At 35.2% G+C, this 25,690-nt stretch carries 19 protein-coding genes; 14 read left to right on the top strand and 5 right to left on the bottom strand.

The features are described 5' to 3' along the window. Nucleotides 1-11 precede the first annotated feature (11 nt). Nucleotides 12-746 (bottom strand): carbon-nitrogen hydrolase family protein, encoded by a 735-nt coding sequence (locus DYQ05_RS01660; RefSeq protein ID WP_024469313.1) that lies wholly within the window; start codon nt 744-746, stop codon nt 12-14. A 2-nt stretch (nt 747-748) separates the two neighbouring features. Continuing rightward, nucleotides 749-2,029: a UPF0164 family protein gene (locus tag DYQ05_RS01665; RefSeq protein ID WP_206183711.1), complete on the bottom strand. Its 1,281-nt coding sequence runs from the start codon at nt 2,027-2,029 to the stop codon at nt 749-751. A gap of 190 nt (nt 2,030-2,219) precedes the next feature. On the opposite strand from DYQ05_RS01665, the gene DYQ05_RS13515 reads away from it, so the two are divergent. The 14 genes from DYQ05_RS13515 to DYQ05_RS01725 all read left to right on the top strand — a co-directional run bounded on the left by DYQ05_RS13515 (nt 2,220) and on the right by DYQ05_RS01725 (nt 19,023). Then, complete coding sequence (locus tag DYQ05_RS13515) at nt 2,220-3,107, top strand: hypothetical protein (RefSeq protein ID WP_252723469.1); 888 nt, start codon at nt 2,220-2,222, stop codon at nt 3,105-3,107. After that, nucleotides 3,079-5,163 carry a hypothetical protein gene (locus tag DYQ05_RS01670; RefSeq protein WP_252723470.1) on the top strand — a complete coding sequence of 695 codons (2,085 nt, stop codon included), beginning with the start codon at nt 3,079-3,081 and terminating at the stop codon, nt 5,161-5,163. The genes DYQ05_RS13515 and DYQ05_RS01670 overlap by 29 nt, the downstream gene beginning before the upstream one ends. Continuing rightward, nucleotides 5,160-9,794 carry a SpoIIE family protein phosphatase gene (locus DYQ05_RS01675; protein ID WP_206183712.1) on the top strand — a complete coding sequence of 1,545 codons (4,635 nt, stop codon included), beginning with the start codon at nt 5,160-5,162 and terminating at the stop codon, nt 9,792-9,794. The genes DYQ05_RS01670 and DYQ05_RS01675 overlap by 4 nt, the downstream gene beginning before the upstream one ends. Nucleotides 9,795-9,805: 11 nt before the next feature. After that, nucleotides 9,806-10,372, top strand: a complete 567-nt coding sequence (locus DYQ05_RS01680; protein WP_252723471.1) for an ABC transporter ATP-binding protein — start codon at nt 9,806-9,808, stop codon at nt 10,370-10,372. A 32-nt stretch (nt 10,373-10,404) separates the two neighbouring features. Then, nucleotides 10,405-10,602, top strand: a complete 198-nt coding sequence (locus DYQ05_RS13520; protein WP_252723472.1) for a hypothetical protein — start codon at nt 10,405-10,407, stop codon at nt 10,600-10,602. After that, nucleotides 10,574-11,329 (top strand): ABC transporter permease, encoded by a 756-nt coding sequence (locus DYQ05_RS01685; RefSeq protein ID WP_024467987.1) that lies wholly within the window; start codon nt 10,574-10,576, stop codon nt 11,327-11,329. Before DYQ05_RS13520 ends, DYQ05_RS01685 begins: the two co-directional genes overlap by 29 nt. Beyond that, on the top strand, nt 11,326-12,831 hold the full coding sequence (locus DYQ05_RS01690) for a GldG family protein (protein ID WP_206183713.1): 1,506 nt from the start codon (nt 11,326-11,328) through the stop codon (nt 12,829-12,831). The genes DYQ05_RS01685 and DYQ05_RS01690 overlap by 4 nt, the downstream gene beginning before the upstream one ends. Further along, nucleotides 12,828-13,115, top strand: a complete 288-nt coding sequence (locus DYQ05_RS01695) for a hypothetical protein (RefSeq protein WP_206183714.1) — start codon at nt 12,828-12,830, stop codon at nt 13,113-13,115. Before DYQ05_RS01690 ends, DYQ05_RS01695 begins: the two co-directional genes overlap by 4 nt. A gap of 20 nt (nt 13,116-13,135) precedes the next feature. Continuing rightward, the gene (locus tag DYQ05_RS01700; RefSeq protein WP_252723473.1) at nt 13,136-13,753 is read left to right on the top strand and encodes a DUF4340 domain-containing protein; all 618 of its coding nucleotides are present in this window, start codon (nt 13,136-13,138) and stop codon (nt 13,751-13,753) included. Further along, nucleotides 13,750-15,477: an ABC transporter ATP-binding protein gene (locus DYQ05_RS01705; protein WP_206183715.1), complete on the top strand. Its 1,728-nt coding sequence runs from the start codon at nt 13,750-13,752 to the stop codon at nt 15,475-15,477. Before DYQ05_RS01700 ends, DYQ05_RS01705 begins: the two co-directional genes overlap by 4 nt. A 1-nt stretch (nt 15,478) precedes the next feature. After that, the gene (locus DYQ05_RS01710; protein ID WP_206183716.1) at nt 15,479-16,285 is read left to right on the top strand and encodes an ABC transporter permease; all 807 of its coding nucleotides are present in this window, start codon (nt 15,479-15,481) and stop codon (nt 16,283-16,285) included. 68 nt (nt 16,286-16,353) lie between these two features. Next, nucleotides 16,354-17,268, top strand: coding sequence for an ABC transporter ATP-binding protein (locus DYQ05_RS01715; RefSeq protein ID WP_206183717.1), 915 nt, complete (start codon nt 16,354-16,356; stop codon nt 17,266-17,268). Nucleotides 17,269-17,358: 90 nt separating this feature from the next. Further along, nucleotides 17,359-17,961 carry a carboxypeptidase-like regulatory domain-containing protein gene (locus tag DYQ05_RS01720; RefSeq protein ID WP_029410385.1) on the top strand — a complete coding sequence of 201 codons (603 nt, stop codon included), beginning with the start codon at nt 17,359-17,361 and terminating at the stop codon, nt 17,959-17,961. Between the two features lie 6 nt (nt 17,962-17,967). Beyond that, nucleotides 17,968-19,023: an amidohydrolase family protein gene (locus tag DYQ05_RS01725; RefSeq protein WP_206183718.1), complete on the top strand. Its 1,056-nt coding sequence runs from the start codon at nt 17,968-17,970 to the stop codon at nt 19,021-19,023. 59 nt (nt 19,024-19,082) lie between these two features. Here DYQ05_RS01725 and DYQ05_RS01730 read toward each other — a convergent pair whose 3' ends face one another. From DYQ05_RS01730 to DYQ05_RS01740, 3 genes are all read right to left on the bottom strand, one after another. Then, a complete protein-coding gene (locus DYQ05_RS01730; RefSeq protein ID WP_206183719.1) occupies nt 19,083-20,297 on the bottom strand; it encodes a DUF1343 domain-containing protein in 1,215 nt (404 codons plus the stop codon). After that, entirely contained in the window at nt 20,294-22,243 is a 1,950-nt protein-coding gene (gene pbp4b / locus DYQ05_RS01735; RefSeq protein WP_024470197.1) for a penicillin binding protein PBP4B, read from the bottom strand. Before pbp4b ends, DYQ05_RS01730 begins: the two co-directional genes overlap by 4 nt. 244 nt (nt 22,244-22,487) lie before the next feature. Further along, complete coding sequence (locus DYQ05_RS01740) at nt 22,488-25,271, bottom strand: DUF8693 domain-containing protein (protein WP_206183720.1); 2,784 nt, start codon at nt 25,269-25,271, stop codon at nt 22,488-22,490. Nucleotides 25,272-25,690: the final 419 nt, after the last annotated feature.

Raw genomic sequence — 25,690 nt, forward strand, 5'->3', positions numbered from 1 at the left:
GGCATTAAAGTTTATATTTCATAAGTTAAAAAGCCGCTTTGTCCGGCGGGTAATTCTTTTAAAATGTTTCCGTGCCGCCATATAACGGCTCCGCTTCCCGAATATTTATCATCGTTTATTTTTACAATAGAGTCTACAAATAAAACCGTTTGATTTAAAATTGCGGTGCGGGCGGAGTATTCCGCCTTTGCGGAAGCCTCCCATTCTTCGGCAGTATAAGCACAAAAAACCGGCCATAAAAAGATTTCCGCTTCCGTGCTTATTATTTTACTCAGTAAGTTATCTTCCCATAAGTCTCCGCAAATCATAACCGCAAACTTTTTATTTTCAAGCTGAAAGGTATGGAAATCTTTTCCTTCACGGTAATCGGCACAGGTATTTTTAATACGCCAGCCTTGTGAAACCCGCTGATATTTATCGATTATTTTTCCGGTTTTCCCTATAATTAAATAAGTGCTGAAAATTGCTCCATGATTATTTTCGATAAAACCGAAACCTATTGCAATTTTATTTTTTTGTGCAAGGTTTCCGATTTTTGAAATTTCCGAAGAATGAATACTCATTGCCGTTAGAATATCTTTTTTATATTCAAAACATAAAGAGTCGAATCCTTGTAAAAAGGCTTCTCCGAATAAGAGCAAATCCGGTTTTTCATCTTTTGTTTTTTCTATGAATAATTTTATTTGAGAAATGTTATATTCCGTATTACAAGATTTATTTTTTGCCGCACATAAACAGATTTTCATTTTTATTGATTTTTCTCTAATAATAAAATTTTATTTAATTCTTCTTGTAATTTTTTTTGCTTTTCTGCAACTTCAATTCCTTCGATTGCAGGGTCGAAGGTTTTGTCCATTGTTAAAACATCCTTCCATATAGTAATTGCGGCTTCGTAATTTTTCTTTCGATATTCGTTTAAACCCTGCATGTAAAGATTTTCTACTTTGTTACGCCGTTTTTCTCTGCCGCCGTCTCCGAGTAAAATTTTTACACCTACGCTTATGCGGTTTAAATTTGTAGTTTGACTTGCCAAATCCAAAGTGTAGTTTGCATTTATAGTTATATTCGATAAATTAACTTCTCCGCCTAAACTGAAACGCGGGTTTCCTCCGCGTATGCCGAAGCCTGTTAAAAGATTAAAATATTTTGTTATGGAAAACATCATACCTGTGCTTGCCGACGGAAATCCGGAGGCTTTTATGTTCTTTAAATTTACGGGTTGCTGTAAATCTACAGTAAATAAAAATATTGAAACCGGCTTATATGCAAAACCCATAGAAACGTATGCGGGCGGGATATCTCCGCGTATGGGTGTACCGAAATTTTTAAACATAATACCGAAATGAAAATTGGGCTCAAAATCATAAAATTTTTTTAATACGTTCGCACGCATAATAATACCTAAATCGCCTAAAACCGCATAACCGTTTTGAGCCGAGGTATGTGTTTTCGACGGCGCCTCTTCGGTTATTCCGGCAATAGGCGGCATAGAACGTATTCCCATTTTTAAATTTCCCCCTATTGTAAGCCCTTTAAAATTATAGCCTGCAAGAAAGTTGTATGCGAAATTTAAAGTTAAAAAGGTTTCGCTGTAAAATCCCGAAGATTTTTTTTCTCCGACTGTTCCGTATTCCGTAAAGGGAATATAAAAGCATCTTAGAGATGTTCCCCAGCCGAAATTATCATTGCGCTGGGTATAGCCTATAGTTTCAAGTTTGGAATCCGCAATCCAGCTGTTATGTAAAACATTGATTTCGGTATTTTTAAAAAATGCGCTTGCTGCGGGATTTGCATCGAAAAAGCTTATATCATTTGAAAGAGCGGTAAATGCCGCTCCTAAGCCCTCAAATCTTCCGCCTGAAGGGATTAAAAGAGTGCGGAATGCCGTTTCTCCCTCATTTTTTTGTACGAACACATCAAAAGCCTTTGAAACACCGGAGTATGAATTTGATATATCTACGGAAAATACCGGTATCCATGCAAAAATGAGGAAAAAAAATGTTAAAGTACCTTGAATAAATTTGTTCATATCTGTAATATTTTAAACGGAAACCTCTAAAAATTCCATTGTAGTTAAAACCCGTTATCAAATTCGGTTGTATCCATTATACAAGAATTTCGGTTTTTTTTCAGCTATTTTTAGAGATTTTTGTAAAAAAAAACTATAAAATTCCGACAATTGATATAGGAAAAATTTGTATTTGGTATTGGGTTTTAATTTGAACAAAAAATTTTGTTTTATTCCGCTATTTTGTTTTATTCTCTTTTTTGCGTATGCTCGCGGAAATTCGGAGTATTCGCATGCGGAAGAGCTTATAAATTTAAAAGAAAACAGTGCCGCATTGGAAGAAATCAGCGGGGTTCTTGAAGCAAAGCCGGAGTCTGCCGAATATGCGGTAAATTTAATCCGTTCCGCAATGAAAAATCAAGTACGGTTTCAAGAAAAATTTGACGAACTTTTAAAATTATTACATGAAGACCCGGATAATAATGAAAAAAAATTAAAACTGATAGATGATATAGCGAAATCCGAAGCCGATATAGACCCCTCGGTGGTTAATTTTTTGGATAAACTGAAAATTTCTTCCGTTTATGCGATTCAGCGCATTAAATTCAACACCATAATGGATAAGGGTATTTCTTATATAAATGAAAAAAAGTATAACGAGGCCGCCGAAACTTTTACGAAAGGGTATTCAATTTATAACAAGGAATTCCAGCTTGAAAGAACTGGAACAAAAACGCTTTCCGATGTAAATACCGAAATGGATTCCGTTAATTTAAATGTAAAAAAATATGCGGAAGTATATAATAAATTTATTGAAGAAGGAAACAAACTTACCGCAAGGCTAAAATCTGGCGCAGCGGGTTTTTCGGAAAAAGATTTTTCTTCTATCCGGTTATATTTAAATGAAATGCGGCGTATAACCGATGCCGTTTTTGCTTCCGGTACTGTATTAAAAAAAATATATCATGATGAAATTAAGGCCGGAGTAAAAACGGAGGAAACTCTTTTACCCTTTGCTTACAGGCTTACAATAGGCAGGGATTCGGCAACCGAATTTGAAGGTGTTGAAGGTGCCATGGAAGCCGGTATATTTTTTTAATCTTAATTTTTTTATAAATAATTACTGGAGCGAAATAAAAAACCTTTTTGAAATTTCATGTAACGCTTTCGATTTTAAAAACGATGCGGAGATTGAAGGTAATATTGCCCTTGTAGATGTTTATTTAAAATATTTACAAAAGTGGTATGCCGAAGAAGAGGGAAATTTAAAATCCCGCTTTACAAAAAATGTTAAACTTGATTATAAGAACAGAATAAGCACCGTTTTAAATTTAAGTGAAAAAATTTTAAAAACAAAGAAATTGTATTCGGATTTTTTACAATTGGTAAAATATAAAAATAAAATAGAAATCGATTATCAGGGTTCCATAGGAGATTTACGTGAAGAAGAAGACTCTTTAATATCCGATTTACAAAAAGCGGCACGGGAAGTTAATATTATGGTAACCGAGACCGTAAAGTTATTAAGCGATACGGCTGCGGTTAAAAAGAACGGTGCCGATTACGAATCGGATACTTTACAGGCAAAACAAAAAGTGTTTTCCGATAATATTTTTGAGCTGAGGGTAAATTTATTTGAACAGCTTGCAATTTTAAAAAATAAATCCGGTAAACTCGCCTTTAAAGAAGCTCAAAACAAATACGGAGAATATCATAAAAATACCGTTAAAGATAAAGACTCCCAAAATGATATATCTCCTGCATCTACGGTACAGGATTTAATGTCTCTTAAACAAACAGTAGATAATGATGCAAATTTATTAAATAAATTTGTAAAAGAAACGGAGTTAATATCTTCCGCTTTAATTTCCAGCAAGGTTTTTACCGCAAATATCGATGAAGTAAAAAAAGAAGCCGCCAATCTTAAAAATTTAGCGGGAGTAATTGCAGATGATATATCGCATGTCAACTCTTTGCTGATAAAAATTAAATTGGCAAAAAATGAAGCGGATTTAAGGTATGAACAGGCTCAAGGCTATTTAAAAAGCGGAAATTTTACGGCGGCCCGCAGATACATAGAGCTTTCAAGGTCTAAAACCAATGAAGCGTTGACTCTTGAAGAAGATTCCGAATATAGAAAAACAACCGATGAGCGTTTGGAAAAATTGGGCATGGAAATAAACAATGCCGAAAATACCGTTGTAGTTCAAGATGTCAGAAATTATTTGGTAAAAGCGAAAAAGCATTATTACAACGGAGAATTTCAAAGTGCGGAAGATACCCTGATTTTAGCACGCAACAGGTGGGCTGTAACTCATGTGGACCCTAACGAAGAAATTACTAACTGGTTAGGTATAGTGAATATAGCCGGGGCTTTAAAAACGGGAAGAACGATTCCCGTTTCCGCTCCTCTTTATCCTCAAATGATTCAGCTTTTAAATAACTCCACTCAGCTGTATCGCGATTCCGTACAAAAGATAAATACGGGTAAACGTACCGAAGCCTTAAAGGATTTAAATGCCGCAAAAGAAAATATAAAACAAGTACTTTTGGTTTATCCTTTTAACGAAGTTGCGGGACAGCTTAATTTAAAAATAGATAAACTTGCCGACCCTGCAAACTTTTATGAACAGTTCAGAAAAAAGATTATATCCATAAAAAGAGAATATAAAAGCAATTCACAAAGGGCATATAGCGACTTGCTTGATTTATACAGTATAGATAAAAAATTTCCAGGCATTGCATCGCTTAAAGATGAAGTGGAGATTTATCTGGGTATAAAATTGCCTCCTCCCGATTTTGTTGCAATAGCTGAAGCTGAACGTCTTACAAAATCTGCGAGAAATATATATAATAGCAGAAATACTATCGAATTTCCCGTTGCCGTACAGCTTCTTGACAGAGCTATTAAATTGGACTCGCAAAATATTGAAGCGGTAAGATTAAAAGACGAAATTCAAATGGCAATGGGAGGCGTATCGGTAATTGTTTTATCCGCTTCAAATGAAGCAAAGTACCAGCAAGCCGTTGCCGAGTTACAAAAAGGAAATAAAATTATCGCTGCCGCATTGGTTGAACAGCTTATGCAAGATGCAAATGCCAAAAATTCGGCAAAGGTTCGTGAATTGAAAAAAAGGATAGACGCTCAACTATGATTGGATATAATAAGGGTTTAAAATTTTTATTTGCATTTTTATTTTCACTGTTTTTTTTATCCCTTAATGCTCAGGATTTTTATTGGGAAACACCGACGGTTTTTAGCGGTAAAAACGGTCAGTTTTTAAAATCCGCTTCCAATAAAGATATTTCAGCCGTTGTTTGGGAAGAGGTAGTTGCAAACACCGGAACCGAGGGGCATATTTTTATTTCCGCCGCAGTTTATTCGGACGGAAATTGGAATTTAAATGAGCGTATTTCTTCGCCTATTCCATATACGGCAGATATACCTTCAATTGTATCTGTTGCCGTAGGAAATTACGGAGATATAATAGTTACTTATATAAAAAACAGAAATACTATAGGTATTTTAAAAAGTGAAGATGAAGGAAAAACTTTTTCCGAAAAAGAAATTGTAACGGAGATGTATGATTTGGGTTCTCCGTATATTTCCGTTTTATCAAACGGTAAATATATCTTATTTGTTTCACGCGGTATCGGTGAAAAATTTTCTCTTTTTTACAGTTTATCGAATAACGGTATCAAGTGGTCGGAGTTTACCGAATTTGACCGTGAAAAAAAAAGCGACAGAGTTTTTTTGCCAGTTCATACGGTTGCGGAAAATAACGACGTAATAGTTTTTCAATCTCTTGATTCCGTTGATAACAGACAGGTTTACGGCCTTTTTTCTTCATATTCATCTAACGGCGGCAGTTCATGGTCCGCTCCTGTAAAGATAACGGAAAATAATACGAGTCAAAATCAAAGACCGGAAATTTTATATTCTCATGAAGAGCGAAAGATTTTTGCGGTATGGGAGCAGTCTTTATACCGTGCGGAAAAGACTATTGTTGCCTTTGCCGCACTGAATACAAAGGGGCAGTTGACTTCCGGAATCGAAAAACTTCCGCAACAGCGGAGTTCGGTTTTTAACCCTAAGGTTATTATTTATAATAAAAAGCCTCTTCTTACATGGACGGAAGATTATGAAAAAAACGGAAGTTTATGTATTGCGGTAAAAAAGAATTCCGCATGGGAAGTAAGTACCGTACGTAAATTTACGGGGAGCTTATTATTCGTTCAGCCCTTTGTTTTAGAAGGCAACCTTCAATTGATATGGCAGGAAGGAATGGCTTCGCAAAGGATTATGCGTATTCAACCCGATTTTCAAATTGCAAAAGCAAAATTACAACCTGTAGATTTTGATGCGCGTTCAAAATCGGGAAAAAAAAGACTTACCGTTGATATAAAATTTCCATACGATTCGTCGGGTATTGCAGGTTATGCGTATGTATGGTCCAAAGATACGCCTCCCGATTTTGTCGAGCCTGTAATTACAAAGTTGAAATCGGAATCGAAATTGGTTTATGAGCCGGAAGTTGACGGTTTGTGGTATCTCGGTGTAAGAATTTGCGACTATGCGGGAAACTGGTCGGAAATGAGCGTGGTAGCTTGCGAGCGGGATTCTACGCCTCCTATGCCGCCGATATTTGAGCTGCTTGCTCTTGATAAAAACGGTTTTTCAAATTCCAACAGTTTTGAAATAAAATGGAATCCGCCCGAAGCCGATATTACAGGTAAAGAAGAAACGCAAATAAAAGGTTATATAAAATCCGTTCAGTATGTAGCGGATATACAAAAATTTAAATCTCTTTTACGGGCTTCAGATGAGGTTGTTATCGATGATGAATCCGTACAAAACATTTTAAAAGATAAATTTAAGTTGCAGTTAAATCTTTCCAAATTGACGACCAATTTGGCAAAACAGAGAATTGAAAATTATGAAAACGGTTTATACGCTATTGCCGTATCCGCCGTTGACGCATCGGGAAATATAAGCGAGCCTGCCGTAAAATATTTTGCGTTAAATAAATATATACCTTATACAAACATTTCGAATATAGAAACACAGCAGTTAAGAGACGGTACTGTGTTGCTTTCGATTATCGGTAAGGGTTTTACAACGGACGGTATTGTAGAAAATGTTTATATAGATTCGGACGGTGTACCTCCTTACGATTTGATTTTTGAAAAAGAAAATACTCAGGGCGGAAATACGGTTTCATCTAAAAACTATTTTTCAATTATAAGCGATAAGGTAATTTCGGATATACGGATTGATGATTTGGATTCCGGCGAGTACTATGTGGGAGTCCGCCACTCTTCCAGAGGTATATATTTTTCTAAAGAAAAAATTTCTGTAGATAATTTAGGGAATATAAAGTTCGGAGATTACGGTAAAAAATACAGATATAATTGGCTTGTTTCTCCCGACAGTGAGACTCTTTTTGATTATTTAATTGTATTTATTATTATAATTTTTATATTGTTTATTTTGATATTTTCGGTTATAGGAGTTATAAAATCTATAAAAGAAGCCGTTGAGTTGAAAAAAGAAGTTCACGCATTATTAAACGGAGGTATTATGGCAACGGAAAAAAGAAGAAAAAAAGCCGCTTCTTTAAAAGCTAAGGGCGGCGGTTTACGGGTAAAATTTATTTTACTTACCGTAGTATTGGTAATATCGGTAATTTTAATTTTAGCATTACCGCTTGGTGCAATCTTTTTAAATACTCAGGAAACTCTTTTAGCGGAAAGTTTATTTTCAAAGACGGAAGTTTTACTTGAAAGTTTAAGCGCGGGAGCAAAAGCTTATCTTCCTTCTAAAAATTTATTGGAACTTCAATTTTTATCTTCGCAAATTGCTACGGTTGAAGAGGCGAAATTTGCAACAATTACCGGTACTCATCTTCAAAATAAAAAGGAAGGTTATAATTTTATTTGGGCTTCAAACGACCCCGATTTGGCGGATAAAATTCAAAATGCCGAATTTTCCGCAGGAGAATCGGAGCTTAAATTGCCGGAAATGGAAAGTGCTTATGAAGAAATAAACAGAATCGATGCGGAAGCGAGAGAACGTGTAGGCGGTTTGGCAAACGAAATAAGTTCTTTAACCAAAGAAGCTGTTGCAATAGCCTTGAATACGGACCAAAAATCTATAGACAGGCGTAATGAACTTCAGATTATAATACGCCAAATGGAAGAAAAATTAAATTTGGAGCTGTCCAACTTGAGCGTTAAGGGTTCCGGCTCTTATCCTAAATTCAATTCAAAAGAATTATCTGAGGATATAACCGAATATTTATTTTATAAACCTATTTTGTACAGACAACAGGGGAATACTGAAAATTTTGTCCACGGTATGATATATATTCAAGTTTCGACAAAAAATACTCTTGCGAAAATCAATGAAGTTGAAAAGTCTCTTATCAGTATGATTTTGTATATTTCCTTAATTTCATTGGCTGTAGGAATTATTGATGCCTTTATTTTGGCATCTATTATTATCGCACCTATAAAAAAATTGGTAGCACATATAGATATGATTAACTCTACCGAAGATAAAGAACAGCTTGCGGATAAAAGCATTAAAATAAAATCGAAAGATGAAATAGGAATTTTAGGCACTACAATAAATAATATGACAAGCGGGCTTGCGGCGGCTGCGGCGGCTTCAAAGGATTTAACTGTAGGTAAAGAAATTCAAAAAATGTTTTTGCCTCTCGATACCGATTCTTTAGGACGTAAATTAACTTGCGGAAAATCTTCGGACGATAATGTGGAATTTTTCGGATACTATGAAGGTGCAAGAGGCGTTTCCGGAGATTATTTCGATTATATAAAACTCGATGATAGATATTATGCAATTATTAAATGCGATATTGCAGGAAAGGGAGTACCTGCGGCTTTGATAATGGTTGAAGTTGCAACCTTATTTTTGGATTATTTTAAAGATTGGAAGTTTCAAACTCACGGCTTAAAAATCGATTATCTTGTTTCACGTATAAACGACCTTATTGAATCTCGCGGATTTAAAGGACGATTTGCGGCTTTTACTCTTTGTATTTTTGATTCCGTAAGCGGAGAGGTTCATTTTTGTAATGCAGGAGATAATGTAATAAATATTTACGATGCTTCTTTACGCAAAATGAAGGAAGTTGTTTTAACTGAAGTTTCCGCAGCCGGTGTATTTCCGTCTTTTATGATAGATATGAAAGGAGGTTTTAAAGTTGAAACCGTAAAACTTAATAAGGGAGATGTTTTGTTCTTATACACTGACGGAATTGAAGAAGCAAAACGCTTATTTAGAAATTCAAAATTACAGCCGATAGTTTGTGCCGTAGACGGTTTGAATGTTGACGATGTACATGAAACTCATACTGTAGGACAGGACGGTGAAGAGCTTGGCAAAGAAAGAGTTTGCAAAATAATCGAAAGTATTTTTGACCGTACTTCTTTTAATTTAAAGAAATGGCATAACCCTATTGAAGATGAAGAATTTAATTTTGATTTTACTTCGCTTGAAGGTTCAGTTGAAGATGTAGTTATAGGTCTTGTTTCAATAGAAAAGATTTTTAGAATGTATCAGGACCCTAAAGCTACGGAATTAAATATGGTAAAGGTAGATAAAAAAATAGACTTATTTTTAAATAAACATTTTAGACAATATCAAGCTTATTGCAGTAATCGCCGACCGAATACCGACGCCGACGAATATATTTATTATACAAATATCCGTGAAGATGAACAATATGATGACCTGACCATTTTAGGAATCAGGAAAAAATAACGGTACCGAATATGCTTGAAATAAAAAATTTAACTAAATATTACCGAAGCGGTAAGAATAAGATAACCGCTTGTAACAATGTTTCTTTTGAGCTGAAGGCGGGGCAAATAACGTCTTTGCTGGGTTTGAACGGGGCGGGGAAAAGCAGTATTATAAACTGTATTTCAGGATATTGTCTTCCGGATAAAGGCGATATTTTAATCGGCGGTTATTCCGTTTTGAAAGATGAAACCGAAGCAAAACGCCGTATAGGAATTCTTTATGAACAAACACCGTTATATTCTTATATGACCGTATCGGATTTTTTAAATTTTAGCGCACAAATGCGCGGTATTGCACAAGATAAAATTAAAGATAAAATAGAAGAAGCCGTAGAGTTTTGCGAACTTGAAGAGGTTTATGAAAGGACAATTAAAGGATTGTCTAAAGGTTATAAACAGCGTGTAGGACTTGCACAAGCGGTTTTGCATAATCCTCCTTTAATTATATTGGACGAGCCGACTTCGGGTTTGGACGCAATACAAATGCGTTTGTTTGAAAAAAAGATTTTACAAATTGCAAAAGAAAAACGGTTTTAATTTCCACTCATAATTTAAAACAAGCGGCCGCATTGTGTTCAAATCATATATTGCTTAATAAGGGAACTGTAATTTCAAGCGGAAATATAGCGGATATAAAAGAGCAAATGCTTAGAGCCGATTGCCCCTTTACAGACTCCCACGGGGAGGAGGAAAATATTTTAGAAAAAGCCTTTTATTTTTTTGCGGGGGTAAATAAAAATGAATTCGGAAAAATTGAAAATATCTGATTTAAATTACGTATTATTTCTTTTTAAAAAAGAATTTTTATCTTTTTGTACTATGCCCGTATTATACGGTGCCGCCTTGTTTTTTGTTTTGGGAAGCGGTTTGTTATTTATAGGGGGCACGAGCTGGTTTTATGCGGGACAATCCGATTTAAGAGCGTTTTTTTTAAATATTCCCATTTTATGTTGTGTTGTGATTCCAATGTTTACGATGAGTATTTGGGCGGACGAAAAAAAACAGCATACCGATAAACTTTTGTTTTCATTTCCGATTTCAATACGCGGAATCGTTCTTGCAAAATATTTAAGTTTAATTAGCGCATGGTTTTTGCTTTTAATTTTAAGTGCCGTAATTCCCGTATCGGTTTTTCGTTTGGGATATTTCAGTCTTTCTTCTTTTTTCCTTTCGTATTGTGCCGTTTTTTTCTTCGGTTCGGGGATAATAGCCTTTTCCTCAGCCTTATCTTCTTTAACAAGTCACAGTGCAATAAATTTTTTATTATCTTTTTTAACGGTTTTATTTTTTACGTTTATTCATACGGCGTTATTTAAAACGGAAAATTTAAATTTCATAAAAACGGTTTTAAATTATCTTTCATTTACTCTTCATTTTGAATCTTCGGCACGCGGTATTTTCGATTCGCGGGACTTCGTTTTTTATTTTGTTTTGATTGCTTTGGGAATTGAATTGAATGTATTTATATTGCAAATACAAAGGAGTTCAAGATGAAACTGAAACAAAAAAAAATATATACGATACGGTTTTTTCTTTTTTGTTCCGCATTGTTTTTATCGGTTTTAATTTCGGAAAAAAAATATTTTAGAGCCGATACTACTCCGCAAAAAGTATACTCACTTTCCGAATATACGTATGAATTATTGGATAGTTTGAATGCGACGGTAAGTGTAACATGGTTTAAAACGGACGGAGTGGAAATTTTTTTTCCGTCTTTAAAATATTTAACGGATACCGTTAAAGAATACGCCATTTATTCAAATAATAAATTTATCTTTACGGAAAAAAATACGGCGGAGCTTTCCGAAGATGCAATAAAAAAAATAGGTTTAGTACCCAGACAAATCGAAGCTCAAAACGATTCTTCTCAAACTCTTTATACGCTTTACTCAGGTCTTATGCTGGAATACGGAGGAGAAACAAGAGTTATTCCCTTTGTTGATGATATAGATATTTTAGAATATGATATTGCCCGTCTTATTTCCGATATGCAGTCCATAGCTGTAGGAAATAAAACTTTAAAAACGGTTGCCGTAATGGTACCTCCCGATACTATAGACAAGGAATACGGTTATGTAATTCCGTGGCTTGAGTATGCGGGATTTAACGTGCAAGTTTTAAATTTACCGATAGATAATATTCCCGAAGACCTTCCTCTTTTGGTAATAGGTTCAAACTATATTGATATAGGGTCCGCAGCCGCTATTGATGTATTTTTACAAAAGCATGGCAGGGGAGTGTTTTTTGTTTCCGGTAATACGGTGGATATAAAGGGGAATTGGAAGGCTGTTCCTAAAGTACAAGACTTTCTTTTGAATGTATTGGCCAGACATGGATTTTATATCCAATCCGATTTAATTTTGGATTTGGTTAATTTCAGAATTACTATGTCGGCGGTGGACAGCGCCGGAGCGAAAACCGTAAACTATCCGTTTTGGATTATGCTTCAACACTCAACCGTAGAAAAAAAGAATGCAATATTTTCGGGAATGTTTTCGGGTAATAAAAATTTGCAAACCTTTTGGCCTTCTTCCGTTTCGGTTGATGAAGAAAAAAATAAAATAAAGATTTTGGCATCTACTACGGCTAATTCAATAAAGATGATTGAAAACTACGATACGGACCCTTTTTCAAATCAGCTTTCTCTTTTTTCCGTGCGGGAAAAAAGTGCGGAGGCGGTTGTTGCGGAAAAAATATATCCCGCACCGGTAGTTGTAATAAGCGATGAATATATGATAAGCAGAGCCGTTGATTATACCGGAACATCTTTTAATTTGGATTTTATGGTAAATTGTATTGAACATATTTGCGGTTATGATAACTTAACGCTTTTAAAAAATAAAATGCACACGGCTTTGCCGTTTAAACAATTTGACGATAAAGATGAATTTGTAAAAGCGGTTACATTTGCAAGAATTATTTCTCTTATTATTTTGCCTTTAATTATTACATTTGCAGCTGTTTATATTTTTATTTTGCAAAGGAAAAAGAAATGAAAAAAACTTTTTTCGATAATATTGATTTACATACTTTGATTTTATGTATAATAAATTTTGTTTTATTTATCGTTTTAATAATTGCTTATCTTCCTAAACCGGAAGCCGAAAGTGTAAATACTTCTTTAATTTTAAAAGACGATTCGGATTTAATTGAAGAGATTGTTTTAACGATTCCCGACAACTCGCTGCCGCCTAATTTTAATGAATTTCGTTTAACAAAAAAAATAAAATTTTTGTTTATAAAACCGGAGGGGGAGAGTATCCGATTGACGACTCCTTAATAAATAGACTTTTTGAAGTATTGACGAAAAAAGAAACGGTTACTTTTATTACTGATGATATAAACCAATATAAAAATTTCGGATTGGATAAAAACAATGCCGTTAAAATGCAGTTGATACGCTCGGATAAAACTGTCGCAGGAGAGTTTACTTTCGGTAAAAAAGATACATTGGGGAAAAATTTATATCTTCTTCCGGACGGCCGCACAAAAATTTTTAAAATGCCCGACAATATTTCGCCTTTTTTAACCATGCGCTCCGATTTTTGGATTAACCTTCAAATTTATAAATCTTTATTTGAACAAAATAAAATTCAATCTATAGAAAAAAACGGCGAGCATATAATCCGCTCCGGTAAAAACGATAATTACTTCTCGGATTTGGAATTATTTTTAAAACAATTTTCATGTGTAGATATTTTTCCTGCAATGCCGCTTACTTCGATAAATACCGAATATTTTACTATTGTTTTAGGCTCAGGTGAAAAGATGCTGATAGGAGAAACGCCTTTGGAAAGCGGCGATTATATCTTGTTTGATTCAAAATTAAAAAACGGATATGTGATAAGCGGCTACACAAAACGTAAAATAGATTCGGCTCTTGAAAGGATATATCGTCAGGGTCAAGAAATAAAATGATACGGAAATATTTAAAACCGTACCGCTTACGTATATTTTTAGGCGGAGGAATAAAATTTTTAGGCAGTGTTACGGAACTTTTTTTGCCGTATCTTTTAGCGGGATTGATTGATAAGGCGGTTCCTTCGCATAATATACAGGCGATTTATAAATACGGCGGACTGATGGCCGCCGCTTCAATTATATGTTGGCTTTCAAATATAATTGCGAACAGAATGGCTTCATGGACGGCAGCTCAGGCTGCAAAAAAAATTAGAACCGATTTATTTTCACGCATAATGTTTCTTTCGGTACATCAAATAGATGAATTTACGGTGCCGTCTCTCGAGTCGCGTCTTACTTCCGATACATATAATGTTCACAGATTTATGGCGGTAATTCAAAGAATGGGTATTAGAGCTCCTATGCTTTTTTCGGGAGGGATTTTTTTCTGTTTTATTCAAAATTTAAAACTTGCCTTTATTCTTTTAATGCTCTTGCCTCCTATTATGCTTATTACTTTTATGTTTTCAAAAAAAATATTTCCTCTTTTTAAAAATGTTCAATTAAAACTTGATGTTATGACACGCATTGTGCGTGAAAATATTTCAGGTATACGCATAATAAAAGCTATGGATAAAACTTATGAAGAAACAAAAAGATTTAAAAAATCAAGCGATGATGTTTCAGATGCCGAAACAAGGGCTGCGGTATTAGCCGCAAAAACAAATCCGCTGATTAACCTGATTTTAAATTTAGGTATTGTTATGGTAATTTTAACCGGAGCATTTATGATAAATAAAGGCGACTTGCAAACCGGTGTACTTATGTCGTTTTTATCTTATTTTATACAAATTGCAAACTCGCTTTTGGCATTTAACAGAATGTTTGCGGTTTATAATAAAGCGGCCTCTTCTTCTTTCCGTATTGCTGAAGTCTTAAATGCTCCTTATGAAAGTGTAATCGGTAATGCGGTTTTGAAGGCAGATGAAAATATTCCCCTTTTAAAATTTGAAAATGTAAGTTTTACTTATGATAAGTCCGAGTGGACTGAAAGGGCTTCTTTAAGCGATATTTCTTTTAGTTTGGACAAAGGAAAAATTTTAGGAATTATAGGAGCTACCGGTTCGGGTAAAAGTACTCTTATAAAATTAATTGAAGGTTTATATTTTCCGGATAAAGGAAAAATATTTTGGAAGGGTAAGGAAATAAATACGGAAAATATAAGTAAGGTGCGTCAAAATATTTCGGCGGTTTTTCAAAACGATTTTTTATATTCGGCTTCTTTTTCGGATAATATTACCTTAGGGCGCGATATAACGATGTCTGAAATTGAAAATGCCGTAAAAACCGCACAAGCCTTTGATTTTATAACTAAAAAGGGAGGCTGGGAATATAACCTTTCAAGCAAGGCTTCGGATTTAAGCGGAGGTCAAAGACAAAGACTTCTTTTGGCGCGTGCTTTGGCATGCCCTTGTGAACTTTTAATATTGGATGATGCAACTTCCGCTCTTGATTATGAAACCGATGCAAAATTCAGAAAAGAGCTGAAAGGGTATTTTAAAAATAAAAACCTCGCGATAATTATTGCCGCACAGAGGATAAGCTCAATTAAACATGCGGATATAATTTTGGTTTTACGGGACGGTAAGATAATTGCCTCCGGGAATCATTTAAAGCTGTTACGGGAATGCAGCCTTTATTCCGAAATTTACGAAAACCAAATGGGGAGCTTAATAATTTAATATGGCAAGTTTTGATGAAAAGATAATTCAAAAACCTAAAAATTTAAAAACTCTTTTAAAACGCTTTAAAAAAATTATAAATTCGGAATTTCATAAAATATTTTTTATAAGTTTTACAATTTTAATTTCAAATCTATGTTCTTTAGCGGGGCCTAAATTTTCGGGTAAGGCAATCGATGCAATAGGTATTACGGCGGGAAATGTAAATTTTAAAAAAGTTTTTTATTTTGCCGGCTTAATGGTCGGTTCATATTTAACTTCCGCCTTATTTTCATATTTGACGCATAAAACAATGATTAAAATTTCCCAGCGGATTGCACGCGGCCTTCGTGAAGATGTATTTAATAAAATCATTACGCTGCCTTTAAAAATCATGAATCTTCATTATACGGGAGATTTGATTTCACGTATTTCTTACGACATTGATACCGTCAATACTTCTCTTACAAATGATGTTATACAAATTATCTCAAGTTGTATTACCGTTTTAGGGACATTTATTTTAATGATGACTATTTCACCTTCTTTAATAATAGTCTTGCTTTTTACTATTCCGTCTTCAATATTGTTTACATGTTATAGGGTAAAAAAAACACAACCTTTATTCGGTAAAAGGTCGCGTAAATTAGGAGCAATGAACGGTTTTGTTGAAGAAGTGGTTTCGGGGCAAAAAACTATTGCCTGTTATAATGCTCAAAAAACATTTTGTGAAAACTTTGATACGAAAAATATCGAAGCAAGCGATGCATGGTTTGATGCGGAATATCAGGCTGTTCTTAACGGGCCTTCGGTAAATTTTATTAAATAATCTTTCGCTTGCTTTAATCGGTATTTTCGGCTCTCTTTTATTTTTTAAGGGTCTATCTTTCAATAGGAATGCTTTCTTCTTTTATTTTATATTCCAGAATGTTTTCAGGCCCGATAAATGAGTTTGCAAACATTTTAGGCGATTTACTTTCAGCGGCTTCTGCGGCGGAGCGGATTTTTGCTTTAATCGACAGCCCTTCCGAAAAAGACGAAGTTTCCGATTATATAAATTTAAAAAATATTAAGGGTAATATTAAATTCGAAAATGTTTCGTTTTCATACGGTTGTGAAAAGATAGGGAATGCAAAACTTGTTATAGATAATTTAAATTTTGAAGCGGAAGCTGGCAGTTTGATGGCAATTGTCGGAGAAACGGGAGCAGGGAAAAGCACGGTAATAAATTTACTTTTAAGATTTTATGAAGTACAAAACGGAACTATTTATTTGGATAATATTCCTATTACAAAAATTAAAAGAAATTTTTTACGCAAATCTTTTGCTCTAGTTATGCAGGAAGCTTGGCTTTTTGAAGGCTCCATACGCGATAATATTTCTTACGGTAAAAGCGACGCTTCTATTGAAGAAATTCATAGAGCGGCCGTTGCTGCCGGTATTGCGGATTTTATTAAAAGCCTTCCTGACGGATACGATACCGTTATAAAAGATTCGGCTGTAAATATTTCGCAAGGGCAAAAACAATTGCTTACTATTGCACGTGCGATGCTTTTAGATGCGCCTTTTTTAATTTTAGATGAAGCAACTTCAAATGTGGACAGTCAAACTGAAATACTTGTTCATAAAGCTATGCAAAAATTATTAAAAGGCAGAACTGCCTTTGTTATTGCACACAGACTTTCAACAATTCAAAATGCCGATAAAATTCTTGTTATGCAAAAGGGTAGAATTATAGAACAAGGTTCTCATACTGAACTTTTGAAAAAAAACGGAAAATACTCAAAACTTTATATGAGTCAAATAAAATAAAATATTAAATACTATTCGGTTTTTCTATTGACAAAGATTTATTTATATAATAAAATATATAAGGCTTAACCGTAGGGTTATGGAGGAGATATGAATTATATTTACGGTATCGTGCAAAATGAACAAAAAGAACCTGTGGCGAATGCTAAGGTTGCCTTGCTCGATGATAATTTTAAAGTTGCGTTTTCTACGGAAACGGATAAGAACGGTAAATTTAATTTACAAGCCGAAGCAAAGTTATACCCTCATTTTATTGTAGAAAAGGACTACGGAACGAAGTACCTTGAATACTGGGCAAATAACATTAACCTTAAAAACGATATTGAAATAAATCCCAAATTGGGCAGGCTTGAACTTTATAAACTCGGCTTTTTTTCTTCAATGGAAATGGAAATTTCAAAATCGATAATGATTTATTTCCGTCCTATAAGTCTTCATCATTTTTTGGCAAATGAAAAAGCCATTGCTCCTCAAATAAAACGGGAATCCATTACTATTTCGATTAACGGAGAATTTTGTGAAATACTTTTGGCGAAAACCGTAATTGAGCATACCGAAGGTGTTGCAACACCGGTTATTGCCTATGCTTTTAAGATAGCGGCGGATAATATAGAGTTTAACGGAAACAATAGACTTGAAGTAAGCGTAACCGATGTTTACGGCGAATACGGAGAAGCCGTTTTATTTTTTTAGCCGTTTATGATTGATTCTCATGTACATTTACGAGACGGGCTTTTGTCGCAAAAAGAAACTATAGAGCATGGGGCAGGTCTTGCGGCGGCGGCCGGATTTACGGCTTTGTTCGATATGCCTAATACCGACCCGCCTCTTGTGTCGGAAAAAAGAATCATGGAGCGTTTTGCCCTTGCCGAAACTTCTTTAAAAAAAATAAATAAAGATATTTTTTACGGTGTTTACGGAGGCCTTACTTCCGATTCTAAGCAAATAGAAAATTCGGTTTTATTTTATAAAACCCGTTTCCCCGCGATTGTCGGCTTTAAAATGTTTGCAGGACATTCAACAGGAAAAATGGGAATAGTGGAAAAAGAAGAACAGCGCAAAGTTTATTCCGCTCTTTCAAAGCTTAACTACCGCGGCGTCCTTGCCGTTCATTGCGAAAAAGAAAGCTTGATAAATCATTCCGTGTTTAATATAGACAAGCCTATAACTCACAGTTTTGCCCGCCCGCCCGTTTCCGAATCGGAATCCGTTAAAGAACAAATTGAGCTTGTTCAAAGTGAAAATTTTTCGGGACACCTTCATATTTGTCATATAAGTACGGCAGCCGGAATAGAACTTGTTCAAACTGCAAAAAAAAACGGAATGAATATTTCCTGCGGTGCAACCGCTCATCATGCTCTTTTAAATATGGAAAGTTATTCCCGGTTAGGTATTTTAGTAAAAATAAATCCTCCTTTACGCGGGGAAGAGGACAGACTCGCCGTTTTTAATGCTCTTATTTCAGGAAGCATCGACTGGATTGAAAGCGACCATGCGCCGCATACGCTTGAAGATAAACGCAACGGAGCTTCGGGTGTTCCGGGATTTGCAGGTTCTCTTTTGCTTGTACAAAAGCTGCGTGAGGAAGGCTGTACGGAAACCCGCCTTGCACAATTATGCGGAAAAACTGTAAATAAGATTTTCGGTTTAAACTTACCGTTTAATGTTCCTTCAAAAGAAGACATTGTAAAAGCTCTTCCTTCCTTACGCAAGGCTTACCCGTTTGATGTTTTTTCCGATATTTCAATTAAATAAATACGGGGAAGATTTTACATTTAAAAATTTATTTTGGCGGCTTTAGTTATGTAAAACCGTTAATAAAGTAAATATTTTTTACGCAATTTTGAAAATTGAATTTCGTCTTTACGGATTACTTTAAAATATTCTTCGAGTTTTGTTTTATCGTGTGATAAAATTGAAGTTAAGAGATTTGTTCCTGTTAAAAGATTTAAACCGCACAACTTTCTTTTTGAATCGTTTACCGAAAAATTTTCAGGATACATTTTTTTTATTTTTTCCATTATTAAAATTGAGGTTTTTACGGGTAAAAATTCTTTTTTATCCGTTACGATAATTTGTATTCCTTTACAGAATTCATTTTTGTATAAAGAAAGTGCCGGAGTAAAATATGCCGGAAGAAAAAATACTCCTTTTAAATTTAAAGCATTTAGTTCTTCAGCAAGGTTTTCTGCATCGATAAAGGGCGCTCCTATGTATTTAAACGGCATAGCGGTACCACGTCCGACGGAAATATTTACACCTTCAAAAATACACAGTCCGGAGTAAATTAAAGCCGTTTCCGCAGTGGGAATATTCGGCGATGTAGGCACCCACATTAAGTTAAGCTCTTCAAAACAGTTTTCTCTGTTCCAGTTTTTTAACGGAATAATTTGTAAGTTACAATTGATTTTAAATTCTTTATTGAACATAAGAGCCAACTCTCCTACAGTCATACCGTGTCTTTGTATAATCGGAAAATAGCCTACAAATGATTTATATTCTTCGTTTAAAATATTACCTTCGACGTTTACCCCGTTTATCGGATTAGGTCTGTCAAAAACCACGAAGGTTTTTTTGTGCTTTGCGCATTCTTCCATTGCATAGGCCATAGTCCAAATATATGTATAAAACCTGGCTCCTATATCCTGAATGTCAAAACACAGTATATCTATATTTTTTAACATTTCTTCGGAAGGTCTCTTTGTTTTACCGTACAGGCTGTATACGGTTAAACCTGTTTTTAAATCGATTCGGTTTTCGATTATTGCTCCTTCCCGTTCATTACCTCTTATTCCGTGTTCAGGAGAAAATAGAGCGGTCAGATTTACGGTTTTATATAAAACATCAATTGAAGTTTTTCCTTCGCCGTTAATTCCCGTTTGATTTGTAATTAAACCGACTCTTTTATTTTTGAACAGGTGTTCAAATTCTTTTATTCTGTCTATGCCTAAGACAATTCGGCCGTTTTCCCGAGTAAAAAGAAAAATAGGTAAAATTAAAAGATAAAAAATTACTGCCGATTTTTTCATTTTTTTGCCTGCTGTACCGACATAAGTTTTTGTGTAATTATTGCCGCATTATTCGATTTAAGAAATTCGGTTAATTTTTCGGAGTATTTGGATTGTGATTTTATCGTATCCATAATAGCCGTTAAATCGTTATAAAATCCCCGATTGTTGTAAAATTCCGAGCCTTCCGAAATTAAAGCATAGCGTTGTTCCGCAAGCTCTATAAGCATATTATCTAAAATTTCATCGCTGTAGTTTTTAAAGGCCGAATAAATAAGCGTGGTTATCGCTCCGTAATTTTTTGCAAGATAAAAATCTCCTTCGTATTTTCCGCGGAATTCGCTTCCGTGAAGAGCGGGGGTATGTTTTGCACTTGTAAAAATTATAACAATTAAATCTTCCTGAGGGTCCGTTAAAGTAAGGGTTCCCGTCCAGCCGCTATGCCCGAAAGCATCTCGGCTTGCAAGTTGGGAAAAAAAATGAGAATATGCCTGATTGGTACCCTGCCGCCTCCAGCCCAATCCTGCCGCCGAAATTTCCATACTGGGACTTGTAAAAAAATTTAAAACATGAGAATCGAATAATTTTATATTGCCGTATCCGCCGCCGTTAAGCATTACCTGCGCAAGCACCGCTATGCTTTCCGCATTTGCGAAAAGACCCGCATGACCGCTTACCTGGTCCATGGCCCCGTATGCCTCCGGGTCATGAACCGTTCCGTGTATGGGTAAATACTTTTCTTTCCTGTATTTTTTTTCTTTACTCCGTTTTACGGCATATATTTCGGTAGCGGCTATATTCTTTTTTTTAAATCCGTGTTCTAAGGGTTTGTAGCAAACGGAAGTTAAATTAAGCGGTTTATAAATATTTTCTTCAACATATTTATCCAACGGCATTCCGGTTACTTTTTCGATAATAAGTCCTAAAAGCATATAATCGATATCCGAATATGTAAATCTGGTTCTCGGCTCATACACTAAAGGCGTTTCGCAAATCAGATTGAGAGTTATCTCTTTGTTTGTTCTTTTTTCCGTTTTTGCCTTTTTTCTTATTTCTTTTTTTCTGTAATATTGGGCGCCTGCGGGGAACCCGGCCTGATGATTTAATAAATCGGCAATTGTAATTTCGTCCTTTCCCGTATACCGTGCATTTTCTTTATCTTTAAATTTCGGAAAAAATGAATTTACCTTATCCTGAACGGAGAGTTTTTTTTCGGAAACAAGTTTTTGCAGAGCGAAATTCGTACTGAACATTTTTGTATTACTTGCCAAGTCGAATAAGGTCTTTGTCGTTATACGTTTTTTATTTAAAACGGGTTTACCGAAGTCGTCCACAGTGCTTATATATCCGTAAGCCGAGCTTTTTATTATTTCTCCGTTTTTTATTATTACAAGTTGAGCGGACGGAAATCCGTTTTTGATTTGAGCTTCAAATAAATTATCTATCGCTTCAAGAGCCCTGCCGTTTACTTCCGTATTTACAAGTTTTGTTTTTGTAATTTCGGGATAAGGAATTTTGATATTAAGAAAATACTCTTCGGAATTTCCCGAAGGGGCTTTTACAGGTTTAATTTGTAAAATCTGTAAAACGTTATCGCCGTTTATTCCGCTTTCGCTTATTTTTATTGCCGAATATTCATTGGCACATATATTTCCCGTTTCTATTTTTTTGCCGTTAAGATACAGTAAAAGACTTTCTATATTTTTTGTATGAAAATAAATTATACACTTGTTTGAATATCCTTTAAACCTGATAAAATTATTTGTTAAAACCGAATCGTCGTAATTATGTTTATTTAAAGGAAAGGTAATGTCCGTTTGAAACGCTAAATTTTTATCGTCTTTTATATGAATATCTTTGGAAAACTCATAGCCGGCAAATCCTTGCCGTACCGGCACGGGAATAAACCCGGACTTACATGAAGCGAAAACCGTAAAAATAAAAAAGATACAAAAAATATTCTTCATTTACCGATTTTAACATAAAATAAAAAAAAAGAAAAGATTGATAAGGCCTTGCCTGTTACGGCACGCGTTAGTGAAGCGGGAGGGAAGATAATCCTTTAGGACGGATTTACCCGTAAGCCCGGTACGGTTTTTTCCTTCCCCCCCTTAAATTCGTCTCATTTTTTGAGCATTGCTTATTTTTTGCCGTTTCGTAATGTAATGAGAAACGGCATATAATATCCGATGTTTTCCCTTTCGAAACACCTTAATTTTTTATAATCATAACCTTTCTCGTTTCGTCGATATTAGGTCCTGCTATTCTTATAAAATATAAGCCCCTTGCGACGGAAATTCCTGAATTGTTTTTTCCGTCCCAATAATAAAAATGGGTGCCCGCACTTTTTTCCGAGCGCTCCAATGTTTTTACTATGCTGCCGTCAAGCGTCATAATCTGTATGGTTAAAATCCCGCGCTTTTGTAATGAAACTTGCAGCGAAACTTTTTCTTCTTTATCGGGATTTATTACATTGTTAAAAATCGAAACTCCGCCCCTTTGGTACTGAACTCCTATAATTTGGAATTTCCATACATCAAAAGAAAAAATATCGGAAGGGTGTTTAAGTCTTGCACAGGGAAGCCAATTATCGTAAACAAACATAAATTGCGCGACGGTTCCTTCTTTAAAATTGGAATCCGTATCAACGAGGGTAAACTTTATTTTTGCGCCTTCCGTTTCGCCCGAATACTCGCTGAAGATTTTGTTTTCCGAGGCTTCCAAAATTTCAAGCGGTTGTAAAAATGAAGGATACCAAAAGCCGTTTTTATTAAAACTTAGATAAAGTTTTACGTTTTTTGATGAACCTGCCGGAACGGTTACTACCGCCGTGTTAAGTTTGGGTAATTCCTTTTCTCCTGAAAAATCACGGATTGTTCTTGAGTTGGCGGCGAATAAAACGTCCGTAAGACCTATGCCTATATCGGAAATTTTGAATTTTCCGTGGTTTTTATCAAAATGGCTTATTTCTATTTTCATATCTTTTTGTAAAATCTCATCTGCCGATACGGGTTTGTTTAAGGTGTATTTCCAAACGGCAAGTGGTCCCGAAATTGTTTTATGCTTTACAGGCTGCGGAGAAGTTAAGCTATAGGCAATGGGAGGAGAACTTCCTTTTTTTATTTCCAATTTTGAATGGATAAATTCGTTTTCTTCCGTGTCGCGTTTAAAAACTATGTAAAGCTCGTTGCCGTTTACCTTCATAAAAGAGTTTTTAAGCTCGAAGGTCTCGTCAAATACCCAGCCGTTTTTGTTTGTTGGGTTTCCGCTATTATCCGTGCTGTTTTGCATTTTATAATACGGCTTAAAATCGCCTTCGTTTATTTTTATGCTGTCCGTGTTTATTTTTAAATGATTGCCCTTATCGTTTTGGGAAGAGGTAAGATAAATAGCCGATGTGCCGTTACTGCCGTTTATTGTAAGTTGATTTGTAGTAGAGGTTCCCGATAAAGTTAAGTCGTCGGTTACTTTTATTTTACCGTTTATGCTTAAGGTTTTTCTCCCGGCATTTTGACAAGTTAATTTTTTAAATACGGTTTTATCTTGCGTCATATTGTCGGCAACCTTTATAACCATATTGTCATTTGAAGGAGGGAAAATAATCTCGTTTTCCGATTTAAAAGTGCCGTTATTTTCCAATTTGGAATTTACCGTTATTTTTTTATTTGCGGTTAATGAAGTTCCGCTGTTACCGACGGTAACGGTTTCGGCGGTTAATTCCGCATTTAATGTTACGGTTCCCGTTACCTTAAATTCTTTTTTTACTTTAATTGGTTCTGAGTCGGCAGTTACGGTTACGGAGCCGTTTCCGTTTATAGTAAGGTTTTTAAAGCCTGTATTGGAAGTTTCCGCATTATGAAGAACCAAGGCCGTTCCGTTGCCGTTAATTTCAACCGTAGAGCTTTCTTGAAGGGTTATTTTGTTGGGCATTTGTTTAAACCAAGTTTTTTGGTTATCGGTATATTGCAATTTCAGTGTACCTGAAATATCCATTTCGGAGTTACCGGAAGCTGCGGAAATTGTATACTCGTCTAAATCGAGAGAGCCGCCGCTTGCCAATGTTATTTTTTTTGCTTTTGCTCCCGATGCGGTAACTTTCGGCCATTTCGCTTTATTTAAAAGCACGCTCGGAATTGTAACGGTATCTTGTTTTGAAGGGAGCATTTTCGGCTCCCAGTGTTCCGCTTTTTCCCACTTGTTACCTTCGGAGTCATTACTTCCAGTCCACTTTAAACTTGCCGCCGTAAAAATCCACCCGTTTTGAGGATTTTCGTTATCAGGTCTTGAACCGTCTTTTAACTTGCTTGTATTTGCTTTAAAATTTTTACCGTTACTTGTTATCTTAACTTTATTCGTATCAATTTCAAGAAAGCTCCCTTCTCCGTTGTTGGCTAAAGTAATTTCACCAGAGGTGCCTTCTCCTTCTATTTTAAGAAAGGTCTTTGCAGTTTCCGTACCTGAAATCTTTAAAGTCGTTTTAATTTTTCCGTTTATTTTAAGCGTTTTACCGCCCGCATTTTCCATCGTTAAATTTCCGATTTCCGTATGTGCCGCAGTTGATGTACCCTTAATTGTAATGTCATCACCCGTGGGGATAACTTCTTTTACTTTTACGGTTCCGTTATTGGTAAGATTTTTCCCGATTTTTATTGTTCCTTTGGCAGCAGTGTTTATTGTTCCGTTATTTGTTAAATCTTCCTTAACTTCAAGGGTTCCTTCCAATGTCAATGTTGCGTTTTGGTTTACAGTTAACTTTTTTGCTTTTGCCGTTATATTATTTGAAATGTTAGGGTAATAGTTCGGGGGAGGGGGGAGGGTAAGTTCGGGGATTACAACTTCCGTAGTTTCATCGGGTACGGTTGAAGTACTCCAATTACTAGCGGTTTCCCATTTACCGTCATTGGCATTACCCGTCCACGTTGCAATTGTTTGCGCTTGCAGTATTGCGGGTAACAATAGCGCAAAAATAATAAGTTTTCTTTTCTTCCTTTTCATTTTTCTCCTCTTCTTAAAAACAAATTTTTATTTAATGTCCCGTAAAATCAGGCAACTTTTTTTTAAGGTGCCGTATAATGTTAATTATAGTAAAACAATTACAATGCCGCAAGAGTCGGCTTGTATGTTGTATTATACTATATTAAATTTAAATTGGCAATGCTTGTTTTTTTAGACGGCCGCGGAAATCAATTTTTGATAATTGCCGTACCGATTTGATTTTGCTTATACAAAATACGGAGCGGAAAACAAGGACGGTTATTTTGCGGGAAGGGATTGAAAAAAAATCCGTGAAGACGGGTTGACTAAAAAATCTTAAAATCGTACTATTTATATATTGGAGAGTTTTTTATAAATTCTATGCGGAGGCATAGAGTATTATTACGAAAAGGATTGAGGGAAATAAGAACGGAAAATGT

The sequence above is a fragment of the Treponema pedis genome (assembly GCF_017161325.1).
Classification (GTDB): Bacteria; Spirochaetota; Spirochaetia; order Treponematales; family Treponemataceae; genus Treponema_B; species Treponema_B pedis.